This is a genomic window from Aeromonas sp. sif2416 (assembly GCF_019218665.1).
Classification (GTDB): domain Bacteria; phylum Pseudomonadota; class Gammaproteobacteria; order Enterobacterales; family Aeromonadaceae; genus Aeromonas; species Aeromonas encheleia.
On sequence record NZ_JAHUXC010000003.1, the window covers coordinates 187,907 to 212,272 of the forward strand.

The following is a 24,366-nucleotide window of genomic DNA, read 5'->3' on the forward strand; positions in this document are numbered from 1 at the left end:
TCGTGCCTCACTGCACATTTATCAGCACTACGGCGCCGGTTACCAGCATGTTGAGCAAGGTAAGCGGTAAGCAGACTTTCCAGCCAAAGGACATCACCTGGTCGAAGCGCGGGCGGGGCAGGGAAGCCCGCAGCAGGATGAAGAACACCATGAAGCAGGCGGTCTTCAGCGCAAACCAGATGAAGGGCGGCAACCAGGGGCCGTGCCAGCCACCGAAGAACAGGGTCACTATGAGGGAGGAGACCAGCACTATGCCGATGTACTCGCCCACGAAGAACAGACCCCACTTCATGCCCGCGTATTCGATGTGATAGCCGTCGGCGAGCTCCTGCTCGGCCTCCGGCTGGTCGAACGGGTGACGGTGGGTGACGGCGACGCCGGCAAACAGGAAGGTGACGAAGCCCAGGATCTGGGGCACCACGTTCCACAGGCCGGCCTGCGCCTCGACGATCTCTCTCAGGTTGAAGCTGCCGGTCTGGATCACTATCCCCATCAGGGAGAGGCCGAGGAACACCTCGTAGGAGAGGGTCTGGGCCGAGGCGCGCAGGCTGCCGAGCAGGGAGTACTTGTTGTTGCTCGACCAGCCGGCGAACAGCACGGCGTAGACCGCCAGCCCCGCGATGGCCAGGATGTAGAGCAGACCCACGTTGAGATCCGCCACCCCCCAGGTGGGGGTGATGGGCACCACCGCAAACGCCAGGATGAAGGAGGTAAAGGCGATGATGGGGGCCAGCACGAAGATCCGGCGATCGGCGAACGGCGGGATCCAGTCCTCCTTGAAGAACATCTTGACCATGTCGGCCGCCAGCTGCAGCAAGCCGAAGGGGCCTACCCGGTTGGGGCCGTAACGGTCCTGCCACAGCGCCAGCAGACGGCGCTCGATGAAGCTCATGAAGGCACCGGCCCCCACTATCCCCACCAGCACGATCAGCGCCTTGCCGACTTCCAGCAACAGGTCGATCATTCCATCGCTCATGCTATGGCCTCCTGCAGATCAGTCACATAGGCCTGGTGCAGCGCGGTCGGCAGGCCATGGGCGCCCAGCGGCAGACCGAGCAGCCCCTGTGCCAGCCGCTCGCTGACCCGCAGGGTCAGCCGCCAGTGGTGGCCGCCCCAGGAGAAGGCCACCAGGTTGCCGGCATGGAGGGCGAAGCGGGCGGCGTCGCCCGGGTTCAGCACCAGCTCGGGGGCGGCCATGCGCGCCTGGATGACGGGGCTGCGCGCGGAGAGCTCTTCCCCGCCAAAGAGTTGCTCGTAGCTCACCACCTGCAGCGCCGCCTGGGCGCCGAAGGGGGCGGGGATGGTCTCGAACCAGCCGAGGCTGTCTTCACCCGGCTCCAGCAGACGGCGACCGGGATCGCCGGCTCGCAGGTTGCCACCCACCTCGCTCTGGAACTTGTTCCAGGCAGAGGGGGAGTTCCAGCCCGGCGCCCAGGCGAACGGCACCTGTTGCATCGGCTGGCGGGCACCGGCGTAGCCTTCCATGGAGAAGCTGAAGGGGGAGTCCGGATCCTGAGCCACCCTGGGTTCGCTCACGTTCTGATCCGCCAGCATGGAGGTGCGGCCGCTGTAGCGGTGCGGCTCGCGGGCGAGCTTCATGCCACGGATGCGCAGGCCGGCGTTGGGCGCGGCCTCCAGCATGGCGGCCAGCAGCGGCACTGAGGCGGCGCAGGCGGCACTCACCTCGTCGAAGGTGGCCCAGCGCAGCGGCGTGTGATCCAGCGCCCCCTGCAGCGCGGCCAGCCAGCGCCAGCTCTCGCGCACCTGGATGTCGGCGTCGTAGAAGGCGGCGGCATAGACCTGGAAGAAGCGCTGGGCGCGACCTTCCATGTTCACCAGGGTACCGTCGGCCTCGGCGAAGCTGGCGGCAGGCAGCACCAGGTGCGCCTGCTGGGCGGTCTGGGTATCCTGATGATCGACCACCAGCAGGTGCTGCAGGCGCTTGATGGCGGCATCGACCCGGTTGCGCGGGGCGCGGCGATAGAGATCGTTCTCCAGGGTGATCAGCGCCAGCTTCTCCTCCCCTTCGATACGGCTCAGGGCGGCTTCCAGCGGCGCATCCGATGCGGCCAGCATGGCCAGCCCCAGGCTGTTGGCTTCCTGCGCCACCAGCGCCAGGCTCACCTCCTGGGCACGGCCCTTGAGGGCGCGCGCTATGTTGCTGGCCGCCTCGAGCAGGGCCTGGGAGCGGGCGCCGGAGCCGGCGATGATGAGCGGCTTCTTGGCATTGCCGAGCAGCTCGGCCCAGCGCGTGGCCAGGGCCTGCTGATCGGCACTCAAGTCGTGCGGGGTCGGGGCCGAGCCATCGAGCAGGTGGGCGATGGCGAAGCCGAGCCGGGCCTGATCGGCGTGGGGCGCATGCAGTGTGCCGCTGGCCACATCGTCGAGGCGGGTCTGATCCAGGCTGGTGATGAGTAGCGGGTAGCGATCGTTCTGCGCCAGGGTCTGCACCGCGGCGACCTGCCACAGGTCCACCTTCAGCTTGCGGGCGATCTCGCGGCCCTTGCCCTTGACCGCCTGGCGCAGGGCCAGGGCGATGCGGGCGGCGCTCATGGTGACATCTTCACCCAGCACCAGGATGGCGTCGGCATCCTCCATGTCGCGCAGGCTGGGGGTACGCACGCCGCCGTGCTGCAGTATATGCAGCATCTTCTGCAGGCACTCCCATTCACTCTGCTCGACGCCGCAATAGAAGTTGTCGGCACCTACCAGCTCGCGCAGGGCGAAGTTGCTCTCCAGCGAGGCGCGAGGCGAGCCGATGCCGATGACGCCGGCGGCGGTGCGCAGGGCATCGGCGGCGCGGTTGAGGGCGCCGTCGACCGTGATGGCGAGTCGGTCGTTGCCATCATGGAGCAGGGGCTGGCGGGGGCGGTCGGCCAGGTTGACATAGCCGTAGCCGAAGCGGCCGCGGTCGCACAGGAAGTAGTGGTTCAGCGCGCCGTGGTAACGGTTCTCGATGCGGCGCAGCTCGCCATAGCGCTCACCCGGGCTGATGTTGCAGCCGACCGAGCACTGTTGGCAGATGCTGGGGGCGAACTGCATGTCCCATTTGCGGTTGTAACGCTCGGAGTGGGTCTTGTCGGTGAAGACGCCGGTGGGGCAGACCTCCACCAGGTTGCCGGAGAACTCGCTCTCCAGGGTGCCATCCTCGACCCGGCCGAAGTAGACGTTGTCGTGGGCACCATAGACGCCCAGATCCTCGCCACCGGCGTAATCCTTGTAGTAGCGCACGCAGCGATAGCAGGCGATGCAGCGGTTCATCTCGTGGTTGATGAAGGGGCCGAGATCCTGATTCTGGTGGGTGCGTTTGGTGAAGCGGTAGCGACGGCTGTTGTGGCCTGTCATCACCGTCATGTCCTGCAGGTGGCAGGCGCCGCCCTCTTCACACACCGGGCAGTCGTGGGGGTGGTTGGTCATCTGCCACTCCACCACCGTCTTGCGAAACTCTTTCGCCTCTTCGTCCTCGATGGAGATATAGGTGCCATCGGTGGACGGGGTCATGCAGGACATGACCAGGCGGCCGCGTTTGTCATCGGCATTCTGATACTGTTTGACCGCACACTGGCGGCAGGCACCGACGCTACCGAGCGCCGGGTGCCAGCAAAAATAGGGGACGTCCAGACCCAGCGACAGACAGGCTTGCAGCAGGTTGTCTGCGCCGTCTACCTCGAACTCTTTACCGTCTACATAAATGGTGGCCATACAACTTCCCTGACATCAAATTAGATAAAATCCATGGCTCGCAGCAGGCATGACGCCTCGTGTTACCAGCGTTCGCCCAGCAGATTGGGCTGGATACCCTTGAACAGCTTGTGATTGTCATGGGGGGCCTTGACCCCGGCCTCGAACTCGGACCTGAAGTACTTCATCGCACTGCCAAGGGGCTCGACGGCGCCGGGGGCATGGGCGCAGAAGGTCTTGCCCGGGCCGAGGAAACTGCACAGCTGCTCCAGGGTGGCGAGATCCTCGGGTTGGCCCTCGCCGCGCTCCAGTGCCCGCAGCAGCTTGACGCTCCAGGGCAGGCCGTCGCGGCAGGGGGTGCACCAGCCGCAGGATTCACGGGCGAAGAACTCTTCCATGTTGCGCAGCAAGGAGACCATGTTGACGCTGTCATCCACCGCCATGGCGAGGCCGGTGCCCATGCGGGTGCCGACCTTGCCGATGCCGCCCGCATACATCTGGGCGTCCAGGTGTTCGGGCAGCAGGAAGCCGGTGCCGGCGCCGCCCGGTTGCCACGCCTTGAGGCGATAACCGGCCTTCATGCCACCGGCGTAGTTCTCAAACAGCTCGCGGGCGGTGATGCCGAACGGCAGCTCCCACAAGCCAGGATTGTTGACCTTGCCGGAGAAGCCCATCAGCTTGGTGCCGTGATCCTCCGAGCCCGGCAGCGCCAGCCCCTGATACCAGGCCACGCCGTTGCCGATGATGGCGGGTACGTTGCACAGGGTCTCGACGTTGTTGACGCAGGTGGGCTTGCCCCAGACGCCGGAGACGGCGGGGAAGGGGGGCTTGGCGCGCGGGTTGGCGCGGCGCCCTTCCAGGGAGTTGATCAGCGCCGTCTCTTCGCCGCAGATGTAACGACCGGCACCGGTGTGGACGAACAGCTCGAAGTCGAAGCCCGAGCCCAGGATGTTCTTGCCGAGCAGGCCGGCGGCCTTGGCCTCTTCCACCGCGCGGCGCAGGTGGATGGCGGCATCCACATACTCGCCACGCAGGAAGATGTAACCGCGGTAGGCCTTGAGCGCCTTGGCGGAGATGATCATCCCCTCGATCAGCAGGTGGGGTAGCTGCTCCATCAGCAGCCGATCCTTGTAGGTGTTCGGCTCCATCTCGTCGGCGTTGCAGAGCAGGTAACGGATGTTCATGCTCTCGTCTTTGGGCATCAGGCCCCACTTCACCCCGGTGGAGAAGCCGGCGCCACCGCGGCCCTTGAGGCCCGCGTCCTTGACGGTGCTGACGATCTCGTCCGGGCTCATCTGGCCCAGCGCGCGGCGGGCGGCCTCGTAGCCCTGCTTGGCCTGGTACTCCTCGATCCAGACCGGCTGGCCATCGTCGCGCAGCCGCCAGGTGAGGGGATGGGTCTCGGGGGCTCGGGGGGTGCGGTTGGCGGTGCCAAGGGATGCCAGGCTCATGGGTAAGCCTCCAGGGTTTTAAGCAGGCCGATCGCATCCAGCCCGCCGAAGGTGTCGTCGTCGATCATCAGCGCCGGCCCCTTGTCGCAGTTGCCGAGGCAACAGACCGGCAGCAGGGTGAAGCGGCCGTCGGCCGAGGTCTGGCCGGGGGCCAGATCCAGCACATCTTTCAGACCCGCCAGCAACTGCTCATGGCCGTTGATGTAACAGACCATGCTGTCACAGACACGGATGATGTGGCGGCCGACCGGCTGGCGGAAGATCTGGCTGTAGAAGGTGGCGACCCCTTCCACGTCGCTGGCGGGGATGCCCAGCTCGGCGGCGATGGCATGGATGGCACCGTCCGGGACCCAGCCGCGCGCCTGCTGCACTATCTTGAGTGCTTCTATGCTGGCGGCGCGGGGATCTTCGTAGTGGTGCGTCTCATGCAAGATGGCGTCGCGCTCGGCCTGGCTCAGGGCGAATCCGTCGCCCTTGCCCTGACACGCACTCTGTCCCGCTGAGGACGATGTATTTTTGCACTGACATTGCTGGCTCATGACTTAACCTTTTGTCGTTTATTCTTCTTGTCCCGTCACTGCGGGGACTTAACGATCCACATCCGACATAACGAAATCGATACTGCCCAGGTAGACGATGAGATCCGACACCATCTGGCCGCGGATCACCGAGGGGATCTGCTGCAGGTGAGCAAAGCTCGGGGTGCGGATCCGGGTCCGGTAGCTCATGGTGGAGCCGTCGCTGGTCAGGTAGTAGCTGTTGATCCCCTTGGTCGCCTCTATCATCTGGAAGGACTCAGCGGCCGGCATCACGGGCCCCCAGGACACTTGCAGGAAGTGGGTGATCAGGGTCTCGATGTCCTGCAGGGTGCGCTCTTTTGGCGGCGGTGTGGTGAGCGGGTGATCCGCCTTGAACGGTCCCTCCGGCATGTTCTTCATGCACTGCTCTATGATGCGCATGCTCTGGCGGATCTCCTCGATGCGCACGGTGGCGCGATCGTAAGCATCGCCATTGCTGCCCACCGGCACCTCGAACTCGAACTGATCGTAGCCGGAATAAGGGCGCCACTTGCGCACGTCGAAGTTGAGGCCGGTGGCGCGCAGACCGCCGCCCGTGGTGCCCCAGGCCAGCGCCTGCGCGGTGTTGTAGGCGGCGACGCCTATGGTGCGACCGCGCAAGATGCTGTTGCGCATGGCGGCCTTCTCATACTCCATCAGCCGCTTGGGCAGCCAGCTCAGCAGGTTGTCCTGGATGAGGCGGGCCCAGCCGATCGGCAGATCGTGCGCCACGCCGCCGATGCGGAACCAGGCCGGGTGCATGCGCGCACCGGTGATGGCCTCGATGATGAGGTAGATCTTCTGCCTGTCGGTGAAGGTGAAGAACACCGGGGTCATGGCCCCCACGTCCTGGATATAGGTACCGAGGAACAGCAGGTGGCTCTGGATGCGGAACAGCTCCGACATCATCACCCGGATCATGTCGACCCGGTTGGGCACGGTGATCCCCGCCAGCTTCTCGACCGCCAGCACATAGGGCAGGTTGTTCATCACCCCGCCCAGGTACTCGACCCGGTCGGTGTAGGGGATGTAGCTGTGCCAGGACTGGCGCTCACCCATCTTCTCGGCACCACGGTGGTGATAGCCGATGTCGGGCACGCAGTCGCGGATCTCCTCGCCATCGAGCTGCAGCACCAGCCGGAAGGCGCCGTGGGCGGAGGGGTGGTTGGGGCCGAGGTTGAGGAACATGTAGTCCTCGTTCTCGTTGCCCCGGCTCATGCCCCACTCTTCCGGCTTGAACAGCAGGTTGTCCTGCTCCTGATCCTGTTTGACCGCATCGAGCATGAAGGGATCGAACTCGGTGGCCCGGGCCGGGTAATCCTTGCGCAGCGGGTGACCCTGCCAGCTCTTGGGCATCATGATGCGGGTGAGGTGGGGGTGGCCATCGAAGGTGATGCCCATCAGATCCCAGACTTCCCGCTCGTACCAGTTGGCGTTGGGGAAGTGGCGGCTGATGGTCGGCAGGTGCAGATCGCTCTCCATCAGCGGCACCTTCAGCATCACATCGGCGTTACGATCGATGGAGATGAGGTGGTAGAAGACGGTGAAGTCGCTCTCGGGCAGGCCGTGGCGATGGCTGCGCATCCGCTCGTCGGTGGCGCTCAAGTCAAACAGCATCACGAAGGGGGAGGGGAGCTTTTGCAAGAAGCCGACCACATCCAGCAGCAGGTCGCGGGATAGCCAGAGCACGGGCACCCCGGTGCGGGTGGTCTGGACTGTGAAGCGCTCGGCGCCGAAATGGGCAAACAGCTCGCCGACCACCTGGGCATCGGCGTGATCGGAGGGCTGCCATTGGGCCATGCTGTAGTTATTGGGAAACTCTCGGGTCAATTTCATGGTCAGATCTCATCCGGCGTGCGCAGGTTGGTGACTTGGATGCGCTCTTCCCGCTTGCGATCCTTCTCGGCCGGCATCTCGGGGCGATAGATCCCCTGATCGCCCACCACCCAGGAGAGGGGGCGCCGCTCCTTGCCGATGGAGTCCTGCAACAGCATCAGGGCCTGCAGGAAGGCCTCGGGGCGGGGCGGGCAACCGGGAATATAGACGTCGACCGGCAGGAACTTGTCCACGCCCTGCACCACTGAGTAGATGTCGTACATGCCGCCCGAGTTGGCGCAGGCGCCCATGGAGATGACCCACTTTGGCTCGAGCAGCTGTTCGTACAGGCGCTGGATGACGGGGGCCATCTTGATGAAGGGGGTGCCGGCGATCACCATGAAGTCCGCCTGGCGTGGCGAGGCACGAATGACCTCGGCGCCGAAGCGGGCCACGTCATGGGGGGAGGTGAAGGCGGTACACATCTCGACATAGCAGCAAGAGATACCGAAGTTGTATGGCCAGAGCGAGTTCTTGCGGCCCCAGTTGACGGTGTCTTGCAACACCTCCTCGAGCCGCCCGATCATGATGCCGCGGCTCGCCTGTTGCGCCAGCGGATCATCGACGGTCTGGCGCTGTTCCTGGGGGTAGCGCTCAACGGGCGCATCCGGGTCAATCCGGGTCAGGGTGTACTTCATGGTGCAACCTCAAAGGAATAATCGGTAAATCAGTCTGGCTTCTTGTCAGTCAGGACGCGCTTCTTCGGGGCCCAGTCGAGGGCACCGATACGCCACAGGTAGATGAGGCCTACCAGCAGCAGGGTGATAAAGATGGTGGCTTCGATGAAGCCGACCCAGCCACTTTCTCGTACGGAAACGGACCAGGCGAAGAGATAGAGCGCCTCGACGTCGAAGATGACGAAGAACATGGCGACCAGATAGAACTTGGCGGAGAAACGCAGACGGGCGTTGCCGACGGATTCGATGCCGGATTCGAAGGGTCGGTTTTTGGCGCGGCCATAGGCTCGCCCCCCCAGCAAGGCCGCGACGCCTATCATGGTCAGGCAGATGCAGATGGCCCCAATGACATAGACAGCAAAGGCCCAATGCTGGACAGCAATATCAGCAAACATAGGAGTTTTCCCTAACCGAATTAATCATGTGACTTAACAAGGATGCTACGTATTATGCCAGTTCCATACTGATTTACATGTCATTTCAAAGGATTAATTATTAATCAGCGGGAGGAAAATCGCTTTTTGCTAGCAAGGTCAATCTTCCTGTTTGAGAATCATTTTCAATCGCTTTTACGGGGTAAAGAAAATGGCAAGTTCGCTTGAAAAATAAACTAATCGGAAAAGCGAAAGACCCCGCAATGCGGGGTCTTTTCATCAGGGGGCGAGGAGGGGAAGGGCTTGCTCCGCCGCCTTGCCCTGGGAGAGCACTATCTCCACCCGCCGGTTGGCTTGCCTGTGTGCAGCTGTGTCGTTGGCATAGCGAGGCTGGGTGTCGGCCACGCCCTGGGCCACGATCCGTCTGGCATCGAGCTTGGGGTTGGTCAGCAGGATATGGACGATGGCGGCGGATCTGAGCACCGACAGTTCCCAGTTGTTGCGATAGAGCTCCACCGCTGTCAGTGAGTTGTCGGTGTGGCCGGTCACCACCACCATGCCGGGGATGTCGGCCAGCACATCGGACACCTTGTTGACCAGGGGAATGAACTGGGGCTGGAGGAAGGCCGAGTCGGCGGGGAACAGGCTCTTCTCGCCGATGCGGATCACCAGCTGGCTGCCGAGCTGCTCCACCTCCAGATCCTTGGATTCAATCTGGTTCTTGAGCTGCTGCTCCAGCTTCTGCTTGGTGAGGGTGGCCCATTCCTGCTCCTTGGTCTTGTGCGGCCAGGCTTCGGTCGCACTGGGTTTCTCCGAGGCGCCTATGGTCTCGTTGAAGGGGTCGGCGGCCGAGGTGGGGGCCTCCGTCTCCAGCACCTTCTCCTTGTCGGAGGTCCCCGGAGTGGTCTTGGACTCGGGCTCCAGGATGCCGGTGCCGCCCTGCATCACGGGGGAGCCGGCGGGCAGGGAGATGAGGCCGATCTTGCCGAGGGATTCGATGAAGCCCTGGATCAGCACCCGGGTTTCCGACTGCTTGGCCATGGCGAAGGAGTAGAGCACCACGAACAGGGCGAACAGCAGGGTCATGAAGTCGGCATAGGAGACCAGCCAGCGCTCATGGTTCTCCGGCGCCTCAGCCTTTTTCTTTTTCGCCACCATGGCCTCCGAGGTAGGGTTCCAGGGTCACTTGCAGCCGCTGTTGTGACTCGCCGTCGACGATGCAGAGGATGCCGGTCAGGGTCATCTCCTTGTAGTGGCGGATCTGGTGGGCGAAGCCCTTGTAGCGGTTGCCAAACGGCAGGAAGATCAGGTTGGCGGCGCCGACCCCGTAGATGGTGGCGATGAAGGCCACGGCGATGGCACCCCCCAGCTTGTCGGGCTGATCGAGCAGCCCCATGGCATGGATCAGGCCGAACACGGCACCGACTATCCCCATGGTCGGGCAGTAGCCGCCCATGGCCTCGTAGAATTTGACGGTCTGCTCGAGATCTTCCTGCTCGAACTCAATCTCGTTCTCCAGCACCTCGTGGATTTTGGTCTTCTCGTAACCGTCGACCATCATCTGCACCCCCTTCTGCAGGAAGGGATCCTTGATGTCGTCGATCATGCCCTCCAGCGCCAGCATGCCGCTGCGCCGCGCATTGCCCGCCAGGGTTTCCAGCAATTGGGCCTGCTCCAGCATGTCGAGCTTGAGGGGAGTAAGCAGCCACTTGAAGCGTTTGAACGTTTTACCGACGACGGAGAAGGGGAACTGAGTCAGGGCGGCCCCCACGGTTCCCCCGATCACGATGAGGAAGGCGGGCAGATCGAGCAGGGCGCTCGGATGCCCGCCCTCGATCATGTTGCCACCCAATATGGCTGCCAAGGCAAATAGCAAACCGATCAGACTCATGTATCCAGGTCCCTATGTATTGAATGCGGCTAGTGTAGCCATTTAACTATCAGTTTTTCAAAACGATATCCAATCGATGAGCAATATCTGAGAGGCCAAACCGATGCCGGCATCCCCCTTGTTTTCGGCCGGGGAGAGAGAATCATGAGGGGAAGGGGAGAAAGTGGTTTTTACAGTCGAGTCGAGCAGGGGAGAGGCGGTGGCAACCAGGGGGTGCCAGCCAGCAAAGCCCGGCTGGGGGGCGGGTTCTTACGATGGGGTGTTCAATCGGGATTGCACGGACTTCCTATGGGCAGCTTTTGGCCGTCCGGGAGGGTGGCCTGCCCTATTGTCGAACCAGGGGCCGAACCGGGCCGCCCGTCACAGGATAAAGCAAAAGGGCCCGTCTTGCGACGAGCCCTCAAAGCAAAAACCCGACCATGAGGTCGGGTTTTACTGTTTGGCGGTGGGTCGGGATTGACTCGCGCCATCCCTGGCGCTCGCCCTGCGGGCAGCCTGCGGCTGTCCAAGGGGGCTGTCCTGCCCCCTTGTCGAACCAGGGTTAGAACCGAGCCGCCCATCACCGGATAAAGCAAAAGGGCCTGTCTTGCGACAGGCCCTTTTGCTTTATTTGGCGGTGAGGGAGGGATTCGAACCCTCGATACGTTGCCGTATACACACTTTCCAGGCGTGCTCCTTCAGCCACTCGGACACCTCACCAAATTTTTGTCTGCTGTTTAAGGTGTTCAGCCAACACCGGTTCGTTGCGCCATTGCGCTGGAACGGGGCGTAATTTAGGGGAAAGCTGACCCGGGGTCAAACACTTTTCCCCTTATTTTTCAGAATCTTTATCGAATGCCTATCCCTTGAACAGAATGCCGGTTTTTTAAGCCGGATCAGGGTTTGTCCAGGATGATCAGGCTGTCGGGCAACTCGTTCTGATCCCGGGTGGCCGGGAACGCATCGGTCAGGATGGCGCTGGTGCGCTCCACACACTCGAGGAAACCCTGCTCGACCTCCTTGTTGCGCACCCGCACCACGAAGTCATCGATGATCTGCTGCCACTGCGCGTTGTCGATGTGCTGGGCGATGCCATCGTCCACCAGGATTTCCACATAGTGCTCGGCCACCGAGACGAAGATCAGCACCCCCAGCCTGTCCCGGGTGCGGTGCAGCCCCTGCTCTACAAATTGCAGGCGGGCCATCAGCGCGGCCCGGTGCTGGCGCACCTTCCTCGGGATCAGCCGCATCTTGATGGGGGTCCAGTGGAACAGCAGGCTGAGCAGCAGCCAGACCGACCATTGCACCAGCAGGATCTCGTACCAGCCGAGCCAGAAGCCGAGTTGGAACACCAGCAGGGGGGTGAGCATGGCCAGCAGCGCGGCCCACAGGGTGGGGATGTAGCGATAACCGTCGCTGGCTGGGGCCAGCACCGTGACCAGCTCGGCGTCCGTTGCCTGTTCGGCTTGCCGTACCCTGGCCTGCAAGGTGTGATAAAACTGTTTAGAAATCATTGTGTTGTCTCTTTATCCCTGATTACCAGCCACCGGAGGCACCACCGCCCCCAAAACTGCCGCCGCCACCGCTGAAGCCGCCGCCACCGAAACCGCCGCCGGAACGACCTGCCCCGAAGCCCGTGGCCAGATAGGCCGCCCGGCGACGCCCGCCCGAGCCACCTCCGCCGCCACCTCGCAGGTTGTGCAGCACCAGCATCACGATCACCGCCAGGATGAACAGCCAGGGCCCCCCCAGCTTGTCGTCCTGCTTGGCTGCATCCGCCGGTTGGTACTCACCGGCCAGGGCCTGCATGATGGCCTGGCTGCCGGCGACTATGCCGGCCACCATGTCGCCGCGTTTGAAGGCGGGCAGGATCCGGGTCTGGATGATGTTGGCGGCGATGGCATCGGGCAGGGCCCCCTCCAGGCCATAACCCACCTCGATGCGCACCTTGCGCTCATCCTGGGCGATCAGCAGCAGCACGCCGTTGTTGAGCGCCTTCTGACCTATGCCCCAGTGGCGACCCAGCTGATAGCCGTACTCTTCGATGGTGTTGCCATCCAGGCTGTCGACCGACACCACCACCAGCTGGATGCCGCTGCGCTTCTCGAAGGCAGCCAGTTGCTGGGTGAGCTGATGGGCTTGCTTGCGCGACATCAGGCTCGCCTCGTCCACCACCCGGCCGCTGAGGGCCGGAAACGCGGGGGCCGCCTGCAATGCCGTCGCCCACAGCAGCAGGCAGGGCAGCAGCCAGCGGATCACTGAGCTCATTGGAAGCTGACCTTGGGCGCCTCATCGGCACCCGGCTTGGCGCTGAAACTGGGTTTGGCGGTCAAGTCCGAGTAGAGCAGCTTGGACCAGATGACGCCCGGGAAGGTGCGGATCTCGGTATTGAACTGGCGCACCGCCTCTATGTAGTCGCGGCGAGCCACCGCGATGCGGTTCTCGGTGCCCTCCAGCTGGGCCTGCAGGGTGAGGAACTGCTGATCGGCCTTGAGATCCGGGTAGCGCTCGACCACCACCATCAGTCGGGAGAGCGCGCTGGAGAGCTGATCCTGCGCGGCTTCAAACGCCTTGAGCTGGGACGGATCGCTTAGCTGCAGGCTGCCAACCCGGGCGCGGGCATCGGTCACCGCCTTCAGGGTCTCCTGCTCGTGGTTGGCATAGCCCTTGACGGTCGCCACCAGGTTGGGGATGAGGTCGGCGCGGCGCTGGTACTGGTTCTCGACCTGGCCCCAGCTCGCCTTGACCTGTTCATCCAGGGTCGGGATGTTGTTCATGCCGCATCCGGTCAACCCCAGTAGCAGGGTCAGCATCAACAGGCTCTGCGTGGGCGTGCGCCAGAGAGAAGTGGCCATCTTGTTGTCTCCATTGGATCTATTTGATTCGGCGCTGACACCATACCAGCTTGTGGTCAGCCGCCACAACGGCTCGGTAGCACCGGGGCCTGGTAGCTCATTGACACCTTGGGCAACTGGGGTTTGTCCTTGATCCAGGAGGCCAGCTCGGCGCCACAGCCGTTGCCTGGCGGGATCGGCGCCTGGGGTTGGCAATCCGGGCTGCCCGCCGGACAGCGCAACCTGACGTGGAAGTGGCTGAAGTGGCCAACCCAGGGACGCAGCTTGTGCACCCAGGGCTCGTCACTCGCGCGCCGGCACACCTCGGCCTTGAGCACGGGGTTGATGAAGATGCGGGTCACCTCGGGCTGGCTGGCGGCCAGCCGCAGCAACGTGAGTTGCTGCGGCCCGAAGCGGCCCGGCAGCAGCCGGTAGCTGGGCTCGTCGATCAGCGCCCACTCCTTGGGGGCATCCTGCTCCCACTTGCTGATGGGGCGATCGGCCATCCGGAACCAGATGTCGGCGTCGAGGCCGGTCTGGTGGCTGCGATGGCCGGAGCTGAAGGGGCCGCCCCGCGCCATGGCCAGATCGGCGATATAGAGATCCGGCATGCCGGCCAGCCGGGTCTGGTTGGCCAGTTGGGTGAGGTAGTGGATGAGATCGGGATGGCCGTAGTAGCGCAGCCGCTTGCTGCGGATCACCTGATAGCCGGGTCCCTCCAGCGGCAGGGCCATGGCATGGGTCAGGCAACCGGCCGAGTAACCGCCAATGGCCTCGGCGTAGAGGGCACTGGTCATGAACAGCAGGGTGGTGGCAAGCATGAGACTCTCGACGATGGTGGCGTGGCTGGGCTCAGAGAACCTCAATCATATCAACAGAGCCGGCCGGTCGTCATCCGCATCGCCAAGCGGGTTGCCACGGGCGGGCCGGCTCACGCACAATGCGTGCCAACGCCAAACAGGAACGCCAAGACCGTTCCAATCGAGAGAGGATCTGGAGATGAGAGTCAGTGAATTGGCAGCGCAGGCGGGAATACGCTGGCTGATGCCCCCGGTGCGACGCTTCTACGGGGTCATGATCGGCCTGCTGCTGGCGAGCCTGGGCACAGTCGTGGCCGCGCTGGGGCTGGGTTACCCCGAGATGGGGCTGCTGCCCTGGGTCGGCCTGGTGTTTGGCGGCATAGTGCTGCTGATGATGGTGTTGCCGCGCAACTGGCAGCGCTGGCGGCTGGCCGAGCTCGCCTGGGACGAGCGCCACCTCTATCTGCTCAACGGCGGCGACGACAAGGCGCTGGCCCTGCCCAGATCGGCGCTGGTCGGCATAGCGCGGGATCGCAAGGTGGGTCACGATGGTCAGTGGCTCGACTTCAGCCTGGATCTCGCACTCGATGCCGACACCCTGGCCGAGGCCGCAGCCTTGCTGGGGCTGAGCCGGGAAGGTACCCACGAAGTGGCGCCCGGTATCTACCGTTTCGGCTTTAAGCGAGCCTGGCACGGCCGTCGTGCCCTCGGCGAGGTGCTGAGCGTGCTGCAACCCATATGAGTTGACTATTTTCTCGACAATTTGCCATAAAGCTCAGATACTGCCTCTGATTCGAATTGATCTTTCCTGCTCCGTTAGTCCAAGAGATCAATGACTTGGACTACGGGGTGGGGAGTGCCACGGCATGATGCCATGGCAGGTCCGGCCTGGGGGTTGTGCCCTTACTTCCAGGTCGGTGGATGCATAGATAAGGCACCTTGAATCGAGAGTGGATGGCATGAAGATTTACGTAGGTAATCTGTCGTACCGGATGACGGCCGACGAACTGACAAATGTGTTCAGCCAATTTGGAGAGGTAGAGAAGGTCGATATCATCATCGACCGCGATACCGGTCAGTCCAAGGGTTTTGGCTTCATTGAAATGCCTGTCAACGGGGATGCCGAGAAGGCCATCGCCGGGTTGCATGGCACCGAAATAGGCGGCCGCACTATCACAGTCAATCAGGCCAAACCGAAGACAGATGCACCTCGTGGTCGCCCTCAGCGCCATCGTTGAATCGTCTCGATAACGAAAAACGGCATGGATCACTCCATGCCGTTTTTGTTTGTGCGGTTTGCCTGCGAGGGTCAGGGCACGTCGTAACCGAGCGCGGCCTTGCGGATGCGGAACCACTGCTGGCGGCTGAGCTGGATGGATTCGGCGGCGACGGCGGCGGCGATCCGCTCCCGCTTGCCTGAGCCGATGAGCGGCAGCGGCTGGCTCGGCAGCATCATCACCCAGGCGTAGACCAGCTGTTCGATGTGCTCGGCACCCACTTCGAGGCGGATCTGTTCGAGCTCGGCGCGCAGCGGGCCATAGGCGGGATCGTTGAACAGCCGTCCACCACCGAGGCAGGACCAGGCCATCGGCTTGATGCGCAGCTGCTGGCACTGATCCAGGGTGCCGTCCAGGGTGCAGTCCTGGTTGAGCGGCGAGATCTCCAGCTGGTTGGTGACCAGCGGGAAGTCGAGGCGCGATTGCAGCAGCTCGAACTGGCGCGCGCTGAAGTTGGATACCCCGGCGTGCTTGATCTTGCCCGCCTGCTTGAGGGTGATGAAGGCATCGGCGACCGCATCGGCATCCAGCAGCGGATCCGGGCGGTGGATCAGCAGCAGATCCAGATGGTCGGTGCCGAGTTTTTGCAAGGAGGCCTCGGCACTGGCGATGATGTGGGCCTTGCCGGTGTTGTAGTGGTTGAGGGCATGCTCCGGCTTGGCGGTGAGGGCGATGCCGCACTTGCTGACGATTTCCATCCGGCTGCGCAGGGAGGGCTCGAGGCGCAGGGCGTGACCGAAGGCCTCCTCGCACTGATAACCGCCGTAGATGTCGGCGTGATCTATGGTGGTCACCCCCAGATCCAGGTGGTATTTCAGCAGATCCAGCAGCGCGGCCGGGGAGAGTTGCCACTCCATCAGGCGCCAGTAGCCCATGATGAGGCGGGAGAAGGTCGGACCCTGGGCGTGCAGGGCGAGACGGGATACGGACATGGTGACTCCTAGGCGGATAGATGAAGAGGAATAAATGCTGCCAGCATCTTGGTCTCTTCTGTTGGACAAGGCAATAATGCGCCCCTCGCAAATTCGAACTTTGGTTCTGGGGGAAGGGATAAATGGAAGGATTTGCCACCAGGCTGCAGAGCCTGATCGGGGAGGGCAGCGTCAGCGCCTTCGCCCGCAAGGTGGGGTTGAGTGAGGCGCTGCTGCGCAAATACCTGAAGGGGGCCGAACCCGGTCTGGGCAAGGCCAACCAGATCGCCATGGGGGCCAACTGCTCGCTTGAGTGGCTCGCCACCGGCTGTGGCTACCTCTATCGTCAGGCCGAGGTAGTCGACAGGGAGGCCTTGGCCGCCGCGGGCATTCTGCTGCAGGAGCGGATGCCGAACTCCCCCCAGCCCGACGAGCACCAGCTGGTGACCCTGCTCGCCTATTACCAGTTTTTGCGCAGCCACAAGCAGGCAGACGGTTTTCTGGACCTGGCGCGGGCCCGTGAATTTGGCCGCCATCTGGGTGATGCCTGAGTCAGGGAGAGGCGGCCTGAGCTGCCGTCGGCCATTATTCTGATACCCTCTAAACAAACGGCAAATTCAAGGGTAGTGATATGGGCTATCTGATCCTGGGCAGTGGAGGCTTGGGCACGGCGCTGGCACGGGAGCTGGCCAAGCGTGGCGAGGAGTGGCAGCTGGCGGGCAGGTTGCCGCCAAAGGGGCTGGATCCGGCCCGCTATTTCCCGCTGCAGGAGGTGGACCCGCTCTCCTTCGAGGCGCTGTTCACCCTCTATGAGCCCGCGACGCTGCCGAGCGTGGTGATCAACACCATAGGCCTGCTCTATGATCTCAACTTCATGCCGGAGCGGCGGGTGGAAGAGGTCATACCCCAGTGGCTGGGGGAGAGCCTGCAGGCCAATGCCTGGCCGCACCTTGCCCTCGGCGCCAGCCTGAGCCGGCTGATGCCGCCGGATGCCCGTCTGTGGCTCTGCTCCCTCTCCGATCTGGCGGGCAGCCTGGGCAGCCAAGAGGTGGGCGGTCCACATTCGACCAGCCGCTACAGCTACCGGATGAGCAAGGCCGCGCTCAACATGGGCGCCAGGATCCTGGCCGCCGAGTGGGCCGAACGTTTCCCCCGGGCCGGGGTCATCACGGTCCACCCCGGACTCATGGACACCCCCATGCAGCAACCCTTCCTGCACGACCTGCCCCCGGGCAGCCTGCAAGATCCCAACCTGGTGGCGCCGCAACTGCTGGATCTCATCGCGGGCCTGTCGCTGGCGCAGTCGGGCTCATTTGTGGACTTACAGGGGCGGCCGCTGCCCTGGTGAGCCGTCAGCGGGCTCACATTCCCGCGACGGTTTGCTTGCCAAGTCAGCCCTGGCTGGCTAACTTCATCCTCCTGCATCAGGAGGATGTCATGCGCTATATCGATTTACGAAGTGATACCGTCACCCAGCCCACGGATGCCATGCGCCAGAGCATGCTGCACGCCGAGGTGGGCGATGATGTCTATGGGGAAGACCCCAGCATCAACGCGCTGGAGCGCCGCGGCGCCGAGCTGCTGGGCAAAGAGGCGGCGCTGTTTGTGCCATCGGGCACCATGTCCAATCTGCTGGCGATGATGAGTCACTGCCAGCGTGGGGAAGGGGCCGTGCTCGGCAATGCCGCTCACATCTATCGCTATGAGGCGCAAGGATCGGCCGTGCTGGGCTCGGTGGCCCTGCAGCCGGTGCCCATGCAGGCCGATGGCACCCTGGCGCTGGCCGATGTGCGCGCCGCCATCGCCCCCGATGACGCCCATTTTGCCCAGACCCGACTCATCTGCCTCGAGAACACCCACAACGGCAAGGTACTGCCGCTGGCTTATCTGCACGAGATGCGCCGCTTCGCCGACAGCCAGGGGCTGCGGCTGCACCTGGACGGCGCCCGGCTGTTCAATGCCGTGGTGGCGAGCGGTCAGGCGGTGCACGAGATTGCGGCCCCCTTCGACAGCGTCTCCATCTGCCTCTCCAAGGGGTTGGGGGCACCGGTGGGATCCCTGCTGGTGGGGGCACAGGACTTGATCGCACGGGCCAGACGGCTGCGCAAGATGCTCGGCGGTGGCATGCGCCAGGCGGGGAGCCTGGCCCAGGCCGGGCTGTTCGCCCTGGAGCAGCATGTGACCCGCCTCGCGGACGATCACCGCCGTGCCAGACGGCTGGCCGAGGGGCTGGCGGCCTTGCCCGGCATCGAGCTGGATCCGGACCTGGTGCAGACCAACATGGTGTTCCTGCGGCTGAGCTCTGGTGAGAGCGCCCCCTTGCTCGCCTTCATGAAGGAGCGGGGCATCCTCTTCTCCGGCTACGGCGAACTGCGGCTGGTGACCCATCTGCAGATCAATGACGACGACATCGAAGAGGTGATCGACGCCTTCACCGAGTACATGGGGCGCTAACAGTGGCTTCGGTCACAGATGATCGAAAGAAGGGCGCCCCGGGGCGCCCTTCTTCATGAGGTCGAAACTGCGTCTCAGCCCTGCCGTCTGTCCAGCATCAGCATGGCCTCGTCGGTGGCGTCGTAGATCATGATGGCGATGTGAGTGACCTGGCCGCCGAAGTCGGCCAGCGGCACCAGGGTCAGGTTCTGGTACATGTGGGGCGCCGAGCCGGTGATGGGGCGGTAGTTGGAGAAGCGCAGCAGGTAGGGGCGCTGCTCCCAGGTGCTGAAGGCGCGGTTGTTGAGCTTGAACACCATGTTGGCCTTGCGCTCCAGCCAGGCCCGATCCACGTCGGGGAAGAGGTCGAACAGCACCCGATCGCGCACCTCGCCGGCGAGCCGGCTGCTGTGGCTCTCCATGAAGCCGTTCCACACCTGTATTCTGTACTCCCTGTCGAGCACCACCAGCCCCACGTCCAGGTTCTGTACTATGTTCATCAGCCAATGAAATTCACGGATTTCCATGGTCACTCCTGGAGAATGTGCTTGATGTTGTTATGGATGCTGGCGATGGGAGCAAACCGCTAGAGCATGTGCATGATCTTGTTGTTCATGGTGGCGATGGAATCTTCGGTAAACAGCAGCAGCAGATCGCACTGCACTTCGTAGTCCCGGATCTTGTAGTTGATCTCGATGGCCAGGGTGCGGCGCCAGCGGCTCTGGTTGGTGCGGATCAGATCCTGGATGGACCTGTGCTGGCCGAGTACCACCGGATGGCCTTGGCTGAAGGGGGTATCGAGCTGGCTGGCGTAGCCGCGCAGGAAGGCGCCGATCAACACGTTGGCGGTATCCATCAGCAGCTCCAGCTCGGCACCGTGATCCAGCACGCCCTGGTGCTTCATCAGCCGGGCCAGATCCTGGAAGCTGGCGTCGTGGAACAGGATGAGGGCCTCCCCGGCGATGCCGGCACCGATGAAGCCCTGGCAGACGGCGGAGAGGGTATCCGACTCGGCGGCGGCCGAGAGCGCCATGTGCAGCTCGGAGACCTCCAGCACATTGACGTTCGGGATGGGCAGCAGCACGAAGGCGTCGAGCAGGCGTGCCAGCAGATCGGCGGCCTGACCCATGGCGACGTTGGCCAGCTCCTGATAGACATCGCGCAGCTCGGCGTTGAACGGAATAGTACTCTCGGCCAACACCGGGTGGACGGGGGCTGTGGGCTCGCGGCTCGCGGTGCTCGCCTCCTGCCACAGGCCGTGGCGCTGGAGGAGGGCGCGCAGGGTCTCGGGGGCGGCCGGCTTCTTGATGAAGTCCAGGGCTCCCAGCGCCATGACACGTTGATAGGCTTCCGGCTGGATATCGCCGGAGACCACGATCACCTTGTTGCGCAGCCCCTCTCGCTTGAGCGTCTCCAGCACCCCGTAGCCGTCCATCTCCGGCATGGTCAGATCCAGAAAGATCAGATCGCCGTGCCCCATCAGGATCTGCTCTATCCCTGCCAGGCCGTCGGCCGCCTGGTGCAGCATGACGTTCCAGTCCGCAGGCAGGGCCCGGGCCAGCTGCTTTCGCGCAAACCCGGAGTCATCACATATCAATACATTCATGGTGTTAGCAGACCTGTGTCACGAGAGTTGCGCTAAGTGTGGGCCGCCAACCGTCAGATGCAATGGGGCAGGGGGGTGGCCGGTGAAAATTGCTCGTCCCATTGGCGATTGCGGTAGTGGGCGGAGTATTTCTCGACGAATTCGGCGAACATCTTAACACGCAACGGGGTGAACTGGGGCTGGCAGCGCAGCATGTAGAAGGGGCGCCGATCCGAGCGCCAGTCCGGCAAGACGGCCACCAGCTGCTCGTCCTGCAGGAAGGGGTGCACATAGTGCAGCGGGGCGTTGACGATGCCGAGGTGACGGCGGGCGGCCCGCACCGCGGCCTGGGTCTGATGGACGGTCAGCCGGGCGGCTCGCTTGACCTGCACCCTCTGCTCGTCCCGCCCGATCAGCTGCCAGTGCTGATGCGGCCAGCAATAGATGAGATCGTGCTCCTCCAGCTGGGCCGGGTGGGACGGGGTCCCCATCTTCTCCAGGTAGAGGGGGGAGGCGAACAGCCCATACTCGATGTGGCCGAGGCACTGGGCGTTGGGCAGCACCTGGGGCAGCTCGCCGTTGAAGAACATCAGGTCTCTGTCCTGCTCGCACAGTGGATGGTGATCATTGGTCTGGCTGATGTCGAACTGCACCTTGGGGTAGCGCAGGCCGAAGTCGGCCAGCATGTCGATCAGGATGGTATTGGAGAGGGCGATGGGGGCCGCTAGGCGGATCACGCCGCTGATGTCGGTTTCCTGGCCCTGGATCTCGCCGGCTGCCTGCTCTATCTCGGCCAGCGGCGTGCACAGGCGCTCATAATAACGCAGCCCCTCGTCGGTGAGGCGCAGCTTGCGGGTGGAGCGGTGCAGCAAGGTGCAGCCGAGTTGCTCTTCCAGCTGGGAAATACGTCGACTGATGGTGCCGGTCGGCATGCCCAGCGCGGCAGCGGCGTGGGAGAAACCGCCCTCTTGCACCACCTTGACGAACAGATAGAACTCTTCGATGTACTTCATAAGCGGTATAAGGGGTGTTCTGAATGTAACAAGCCAGTGACCATATGAAACAGTCACCCGGCTTGGCAAGCGCAATCCGGCGTTTAATTGATCTGGATTAGATTCGACTCGCGTCTGTACTGGTTCAATAGGCGGATAAATTCGGCGGGTGCCCGATCCAGGCTGTTGTCGGGCACCAGCAGGTCATAGCCCAGCAGATCGCGCAGGCGGACCATGCGGTTGCCCAGCATGGCGATGACCCCCTCGTAACGCTGGCCGGAGGGGGAGCGGAACCGGCTCTCTTCCAGCAAGCCCTCTCCCAGCAGGCTGGCGCCGCAGCCTCCGCTCAGGCATTCCGGCCGCTCGCTGTTGATCGCCTGCAGCAACACGGCCCGTTGCTCGGTCAGCAGGCGGACGGCCAGCCTGGGTGTGATCAGCGTCAAAAAATCGTCGTAATCCTTAATTTTCAAGCCGATGTAGGGCAGGGCGACCAGATCCCACCCTAAATGGATACGTGGCTGGTCGATCCGCTGAATATTTCTCCATTTCAGGATCCAACCCCCGTACTTATGGTGATATTGCAGGCAATCGTGACACAGGGAGAGGCTTAAATGAGGCTCACTTAGTTTCAGGGCCCCGATAAGCGTCATCATCAAGCCAGCCAGCAGCCCGATCATGGCGGGGATTAAGGGTTGTTCGCGGAGCAAAAAAAGTATAAAAATCATAGCAATGGTTACGGCTATGCCCAGCCATACCAGTGTGAGTCCATTTTTTCTGACCATGGGTATCACATGTAGCGTTTTCATATGAAGTCGGCCCTTTTTTCGCATGCTTTTTTCCAGATTATGGGCTGGATCTGATTTTGTACCAGCACGAGGGCCCCGCTCGGCGCGTCATCGTGGCTGGTGTTGCTATGAGCTCCATCATGAATCACTTCCCAACATGAATACGCTAGACGAACGCTTACTGAATGCGATAGATGTGCTGCATACCCCCATCTGGATCTATGACATCCAGCATCACCACATCTATTGGGCCAATGGCGCCGCACTGGTGCTGTGGGAGGCGAGCTCACTGACCGAGCTGCAATCCCGCGACTTCTCGGCCGACATGGCCGCCGCCATCGACCTGCTGCTGCAGCGCTATCTCGGCGACTTCCAGCAGGGCCGCAGCTACAACGAGTGGTGGACCATCTCCCCCAAAGGGGTCAGGAAGCAGGTCTACCTGCGCCTCTCCGGGGTCGAGATCGCCGGACGCCTGATGATGATGACGGAGGCGGTGATCGATGCCGACACCCTCTATCAGGAGTCGTCGCTCGCCGCCGGAGATACCCTGGCCTGTCTGTTCGACAACAAGGGACGGCTCGAGAGCGGCAACCATCACTTCGATCTGTGCTTCGGCAATGCCATCACCCAGTTGACCCAGATCTTCTCCGGCAGCGATGAGGCCTTCTACCGGCGTCTGTCCCATCTCGACGAGGTGGTGGCCGAGGGGGAGTGCCGTACCCTCAAGGGGATGCGCTGGTTCCAGTACCAGTTTCGCCACATCCAGCAAGGGGCCAGGATCCTGCTCACCATGCGTGACATCACGGATCGCAAGCTCGAGGAGCTGGAGCACCGCCACCTGGCCTGGCACGACTCCCTCACCGGCCTGCTTAACCGCTATGGCCTGATGAAGTCCCTCGAGGCCTATTGCGGCCTGGGGGGGCGCTTCGCCCTGGTGTTCATGGATCTGGACAACTTCAAGCTGGTCAACGACAACTATGGCCACAAGGCGGGGGATCGCCTGCTGGAGCGGGTGGCTGGCCGGCTCAAGCAGATCTGCCCGCGGGATGTCGAACTGGCCCGCCTCGGCGGTGACGAGTTCACGGCCCTGGTGCCGCTCAACCAGTCAAGCGAACGGGCGCAGGAGGTGGCGGATCTCATGCTCTCCCAGATGACCAAGCCACTGCAGCTGAGTGGGGTGCCCGAGGTCACCATAGGCGGCAGCATCGGCATCGCCATCTATCCGGACGACGCCGATGACGGCGACAACCTGATCACCCGCGCCGACATGGCCATGTATCAGGCCAAGCAGATGGGCCGCCTGCGCTGGCAGCGCTTCACCCCCAGCATGCAGCAGAGCCTGCACCGCAAGCTGACCCTGAAACAGTTCCTGGCCAAGGCCATAGGTCGGGGGGAGTTGAGCCTCTGCTATCAGCCCCTGGTGGATGTGGCGCAGGGCAGGCTGATCGGTTACGAGGCACTGCTGCGCTGGTACAACCCTGTGCTGGGGCAGGTCTCTCCGGCGGAGTTCATTCCCCTGGCCGAGGACATGGGGCTGATCCGCGAGATCGGGGGCTGGGTGCTCTCCACCGCCTTGGCCCAGATGGGGGCGTGGCAGCAGCAATACCAGGTGAGGGTGCCGGTCTCGGTCAATCTGTCCGGCTTCCAGCTCACCCCCTCCCTGCCGGAGCTGGTGGCCGAGCAGCTGAGGGAGTTTGGCGTCGATGCCAGGCTGCTGACGCTGGAGCTGACCGAAACCGTGCTGATGCTGGACATGAAGGGCTGCATCGAGATCCTCGACGCCCTGAGCGAGCAGGGGATCAAGATCGCCATCGACGACTTTGGCACCGGCTACTCCTCCCTTGCCTACCTCAACCGCCTGCCCATCGATACCATCAAGCTGGATCGCTCCTTCGTGGTCGGTCTGAATCTGCCGGTGATCCGGGCCACCGTCGCCATGGCCACCAGTCTCGGGCTCGGCATCCTGGCGGAGGGGGTGGAGGACGAGCACGAACTGGCGGCCCTGCGCGCCCAGGGCTGTCATGTGTTCCAGGGTTTCCTGTTCAGCACCCCGCTGACGGCGGAGCAGGTGGTGGCGGCGGGCTTCGGGATCCACGGCAAAGCAGGGCATTATCCGCTGGTGGGCGATTGAATCCGGTATTCGATAATGTGCGGTATATCCCGTTTCTTGAGTATTTTATGCAAAATTAAACGTAATTAATCGAATTTATGGCTTATATCATGGGATTCATTGGAGTTTGTCGCTAGGATGCGCGCTCATTCCT

Annotated in this window: 24 protein-coding genes and 1 tRNA gene; 6 read left to right on the plus strand and 19 right to left on the minus strand. The window is 63.0% G+C overall.

Features of this window, described 5'->3' with window-relative positions:
* Positions 1-7 precede the first annotated feature (7 nt).
* The 14 genes from nuoH to mepA form a co-directional block, all read right to left on the minus strand.
* The gene (gene nuoH / locus KW821_RS07085) at positions 8-976 is read right to left on the minus strand and encodes an NADH-quinone oxidoreductase subunit NuoH (protein WP_218290935.1); all 969 of its coding nucleotides are present in this window, start codon (positions 974-976) and stop codon (positions 8-10) included.
* On the minus strand, positions 973-3,702 hold the full coding sequence (nuoG, locus tag KW821_RS07090) for an NADH-quinone oxidoreductase subunit NuoG (RefSeq protein ID WP_218290936.1): 2,730 nt from the start codon (positions 3,700-3,702) through the stop codon (positions 973-975). The genes nuoH and nuoG overlap by 4 nt, the downstream gene beginning before the upstream one ends.
* A gap of 62 nt (positions 3,703-3,764) precedes the next feature.
* The gene (gene nuoF / locus KW821_RS07095; protein ID WP_218290937.1) at positions 3,765-5,132 is read right to left on the minus strand and encodes an NADH-quinone oxidoreductase subunit NuoF; all 1,368 of its coding nucleotides are present in this window, start codon (positions 5,130-5,132) and stop codon (positions 3,765-3,767) included.
* Positions 5,129-5,671, minus strand: coding sequence for an NADH-quinone oxidoreductase subunit NuoE (gene nuoE, locus KW821_RS07100; protein WP_042043686.1), 543 nt, complete (start codon positions 5,669-5,671; stop codon positions 5,129-5,131). Before nuoE ends, nuoF begins: the two co-directional genes overlap by 4 nt.
* 48 nt (positions 5,672-5,719) lie before the next feature.
* Positions 5,720-7,525 (minus strand): NADH-quinone oxidoreductase subunit C/D, encoded by a 1,806-nt coding sequence (gene nuoC / locus KW821_RS07105; RefSeq protein ID WP_218290938.1) that lies wholly within the window; start codon positions 7,523-7,525, stop codon positions 5,720-5,722.
* A 2-nt stretch (positions 7,526-7,527) separates the two neighbouring features.
* Complete coding sequence (locus KW821_RS07110) at positions 7,528-8,202, minus strand: NADH-quinone oxidoreductase subunit B family protein (protein ID WP_042652374.1); 675 nt, start codon at positions 8,200-8,202, stop codon at positions 7,528-7,530.
* A 29-nt stretch (positions 8,203-8,231) separates the two neighbouring features.
* A complete protein-coding gene (locus tag KW821_RS07115; RefSeq protein WP_042652373.1) occupies positions 8,232-8,636 on the minus strand; it encodes an NADH-quinone oxidoreductase subunit A in 405 nt (134 codons plus the stop codon).
* A gap of 258 nt (positions 8,637-8,894) precedes the next feature.
* Positions 8,895-9,773: a flagellar motor protein MotB gene (locus KW821_RS07120; RefSeq protein WP_218290939.1), complete on the minus strand. Its 879-nt coding sequence runs from the start codon at positions 9,771-9,773 to the stop codon at positions 8,895-8,897.
* Positions 9,748-10,506 carry a flagellar motor protein gene (locus tag KW821_RS07125; protein WP_042652371.1) on the minus strand — a complete coding sequence of 253 codons (759 nt, stop codon included), beginning with the start codon at positions 10,504-10,506 and terminating at the stop codon, positions 9,748-9,750. Before KW821_RS07125 ends, KW821_RS07120 begins: the two co-directional genes overlap by 26 nt.
* 611 nt (positions 10,507-11,117) lie before the next feature.
* Positions 11,118-11,205: transfer RNA gene (locus tag KW821_RS07130), tRNA-Ser, on the minus strand.
* A 176-nt stretch (positions 11,206-11,381) separates the two neighbouring features.
* Complete coding sequence (locus KW821_RS07135; protein ID WP_042652370.1) at positions 11,382-11,999, minus strand: TPM domain-containing protein; 618 nt, start codon at positions 11,997-11,999, stop codon at positions 11,382-11,384.
* A gap of 22 nt (positions 12,000-12,021) precedes the next feature.
* Positions 12,022-12,753, minus strand: coding sequence for a YgcG family protein (locus KW821_RS07140; RefSeq protein ID WP_218290940.1), 732 nt, complete (start codon positions 12,751-12,753; stop codon positions 12,022-12,024).
* The gene (locus KW821_RS07145) at positions 12,750-13,340 is read right to left on the minus strand and encodes a LemA family protein (RefSeq protein ID WP_218290941.1); all 591 of its coding nucleotides are present in this window, start codon (positions 13,338-13,340) and stop codon (positions 12,750-12,752) included. Before KW821_RS07145 ends, KW821_RS07140 begins: the two co-directional genes overlap by 4 nt.
* A gap of 56 nt (positions 13,341-13,396) precedes the next feature.
* Positions 13,397-14,140 carry a penicillin-insensitive murein endopeptidase gene (gene mepA, locus KW821_RS07150; protein WP_218290942.1) on the minus strand — a complete coding sequence of 248 codons (744 nt, stop codon included), beginning with the start codon at positions 14,138-14,140 and terminating at the stop codon, positions 13,397-13,399.
* Between the two features lie 178 nt (positions 14,141-14,318).
* Here mepA and KW821_RS07155 point away from each other — a divergent pair, with 178 nt between their 5' ends.
* The gene (locus KW821_RS07155; protein WP_218290943.1) at positions 14,319-14,861 is read left to right on the plus strand and encodes a hypothetical protein; all 543 of its coding nucleotides are present in this window, start codon (positions 14,319-14,321) and stop codon (positions 14,859-14,861) included.
* 217 nt (positions 14,862-15,078) lie between these two features.
* Positions 15,079-15,357: an RNA-binding protein gene (locus tag KW821_RS07160; RefSeq protein ID WP_081965963.1), complete on the plus strand. Its 279-nt coding sequence runs from the start codon at positions 15,079-15,081 to the stop codon at positions 15,355-15,357.
* Between the two features lie 71 nt (positions 15,358-15,428).
* On the opposite strand, the gene KW821_RS07165 is transcribed toward KW821_RS07160, so the two are convergent.
* Complete coding sequence (locus KW821_RS07165; protein ID WP_218290944.1) at positions 15,429-16,328, minus strand: aldo/keto reductase family oxidoreductase; 900 nt, start codon at positions 16,326-16,328, stop codon at positions 15,429-15,431.
* Between the two features lie 122 nt (positions 16,329-16,450).
* Here KW821_RS07165 and KW821_RS07170 point away from each other — a divergent pair, with 122 nt between their 5' ends.
* The 3 genes from KW821_RS07170 to ltaE all read left to right on the plus strand — a co-directional run bounded on the left by KW821_RS07170 (position 16,451) and on the right by ltaE (position 18,761).
* Positions 16,451-16,858, plus strand: a complete 408-nt coding sequence (locus tag KW821_RS07170) for an XRE family transcriptional regulator (protein ID WP_218290945.1) — start codon at positions 16,451-16,453, stop codon at positions 16,856-16,858.
* An 80-nt stretch (positions 16,859-16,938) separates the two neighbouring features.
* Positions 16,939-17,655 carry a short-chain dehydrogenase gene (locus KW821_RS07175; RefSeq protein WP_218290946.1) on the plus strand — a complete coding sequence of 239 codons (717 nt, stop codon included), beginning with the start codon at positions 16,939-16,941 and terminating at the stop codon, positions 17,653-17,655.
* An 89-nt stretch (positions 17,656-17,744) separates the two neighbouring features.
* A complete protein-coding gene (gene ltaE, locus KW821_RS07180; protein ID WP_042652363.1) occupies positions 17,745-18,761 on the plus strand; it encodes a low-specificity L-threonine aldolase in 1,017 nt (338 codons plus the stop codon).
* 74 nt (positions 18,762-18,835) lie between these two features.
* Here the strand turns inward: ltaE and KW821_RS07185 are convergent, their stop codons facing one another.
* The 4 genes from KW821_RS07185 to KW821_RS07200 form a co-directional block, all read right to left on the minus strand.
* Positions 18,836-19,267, minus strand: a complete 432-nt coding sequence (locus KW821_RS07185) for a PAS domain-containing protein (protein ID WP_042652362.1) — start codon at positions 19,265-19,267, stop codon at positions 18,836-18,838.
* A 59-nt stretch (positions 19,268-19,326) separates the two neighbouring features.
* Positions 19,327-20,346 carry a response regulator gene (locus KW821_RS07190; protein WP_218290947.1) on the minus strand — a complete coding sequence of 340 codons (1,020 nt, stop codon included), beginning with the start codon at positions 20,344-20,346 and terminating at the stop codon, positions 19,327-19,329.
* A 53-nt stretch (positions 20,347-20,399) separates the two neighbouring features.
* Complete coding sequence (locus KW821_RS07195) at positions 20,400-21,338, minus strand: LysR family transcriptional regulator (RefSeq protein ID WP_218290948.1); 939 nt, start codon at positions 21,336-21,338, stop codon at positions 20,400-20,402.
* 83 nt (positions 21,339-21,421) lie between these two features.
* Positions 21,422-22,123, minus strand: coding sequence for a DUF2982 domain-containing protein (locus KW821_RS07200; RefSeq protein WP_218291220.1), 702 nt, complete (start codon positions 22,121-22,123; stop codon positions 21,422-21,424).
* A gap of 169 nt (positions 22,124-22,292) precedes the next feature.
* On the opposite strand from KW821_RS07200, the gene KW821_RS07205 reads away from it, so the two are divergent.
* Positions 22,293-24,233, plus strand: a complete 1,941-nt coding sequence (locus KW821_RS07205) for an EAL domain-containing protein (protein WP_218291221.1) — start codon at positions 22,293-22,295, stop codon at positions 24,231-24,233.
* The last annotated feature ends 133 nt before the right edge of the window (positions 24,234-24,366 follow it).

Bases quoted from the DNA above. Each gene is read 5' to 3' on its own strand.
- KW821_RS07115 (WP_042652373.1), bottom strand. From the start codon at position 8,636: ATGTTTGCTGATATTGCTGTCCAGCATTGGGCCTTTGCTGTCTATGTC.
- KW821_RS07140 (WP_218290940.1), bottom strand. From the start codon at position 12,753: ATGAGCTCAGTGATCCGCTGGCTGCTGCCCTGCCTGCTGCTGTGGGCG.
- nuoF (WP_218290937.1), bottom strand. From the start codon at position 5,132: ATGAGCCTGGCATCCCTTGGCACCGCCAACCGCACCCCCCGAGCCCCC.
- KW821_RS07190 (WP_218290947.1), bottom strand. From the start codon at position 20,346: ATGAATGTATTGATATGTGATGACTCCGGGTTTGCGCGAAAGCAGCTG.
- KW821_RS07110 (WP_042652374.1), bottom strand. From the start codon at position 8,202: ATGAAGTACACCCTGACCCGGATTGACCCGGATGCGCCCGTTGAGCGC.
- KW821_RS07195 (WP_218290948.1), bottom strand. From the start codon at position 21,338: ATGAAGTACATCGAAGAGTTCTATCTGTTCGTCAAGGTGGTGCAAGAG.
- KW821_RS07165 (WP_218290944.1), bottom strand. From the start codon at position 16,328: ATGTCCGTATCCCGTCTCGCCCTGCACGCCCAGGGTCCGACCTTCTCC.
- KW821_RS07170 (WP_218290945.1), top strand. From the start codon at position 16,451: ATGGAAGGATTTGCCACCAGGCTGCAGAGCCTGATCGGGGAGGGCAGC.
- KW821_RS07200 (WP_218291220.1), bottom strand. From the start codon at position 22,123: ATGAAAACGCTACATGTGATACCCATGGTCAGAAAAAATGGACTCACA.
- ltaE (WP_042652363.1), top strand. From the start codon at position 17,745: ATGCGCTATATCGATTTACGAAGTGATACCGTCACCCAGCCCACGGAT.
- KW821_RS07185 (WP_042652362.1), bottom strand. From the start codon at position 19,267: ATGGAAATCCGTGAATTTCATTGGCTGATGAACATAGTACAGAACCTG.
- KW821_RS07135 (WP_042652370.1), bottom strand. From the start codon at position 11,999: ATGATTTCTAAACAGTTTTATCACACCTTGCAGGCCAGGGTACGGCAA.
- KW821_RS07175 (WP_218290946.1), top strand. From the start codon at position 16,939: ATGGGCTATCTGATCCTGGGCAGTGGAGGCTTGGGCACGGCGCTGGCA.
- KW821_RS07155 (WP_218290943.1), top strand. From the start codon at position 14,319: ATGAGAGTCAGTGAATTGGCAGCGCAGGCGGGAATACGCTGGCTGATG.
- KW821_RS07145 (WP_218290941.1), bottom strand. From the start codon at position 13,340: ATGGCCACTTCTCTCTGGCGCACGCCCACGCAGAGCCTGTTGATGCTG.
- KW821_RS07160 (WP_081965963.1), top strand. From the start codon at position 15,079: ATGAAGATTTACGTAGGTAATCTGTCGTACCGGATGACGGCCGACGAA.
- nuoG (WP_218290936.1), bottom strand. From the start codon at position 3,702: ATGGCCACCATTTATGTAGACGGTAAAGAGTTCGAGGTAGACGGCGCA.
- nuoE (WP_042043686.1), bottom strand. From the start codon at position 5,671: ATGAGCCAGCAATGTCAGTGCAAAAATACATCGTCCTCAGCGGGACAG.
- KW821_RS07125 (WP_042652371.1), bottom strand. From the start codon at position 10,506: ATGAGTCTGATCGGTTTGCTATTTGCCTTGGCAGCCATATTGGGTGGC.
- nuoH (WP_218290935.1), bottom strand. From the start codon at position 976: ATGAGCGATGGAATGATCGACCTGTTGCTGGAAGTCGGCAAGGCGCTG.
- KW821_RS07120 (WP_218290939.1), bottom strand. From the start codon at position 9,773: ATGGTGGCGAAAAAGAAAAAGGCTGAGGCGCCGGAGAACCATGAGCGC.
- mepA (WP_218290942.1), bottom strand. From the start codon at position 14,140: ATGCTTGCCACCACCCTGCTGTTCATGACCAGTGCCCTCTACGCCGAG.
- nuoC (WP_218290938.1), bottom strand. From the start codon at position 7,525: ATGAAATTGACCCGAGAGTTTCCCAATAACTACAGCATGGCCCAATGG.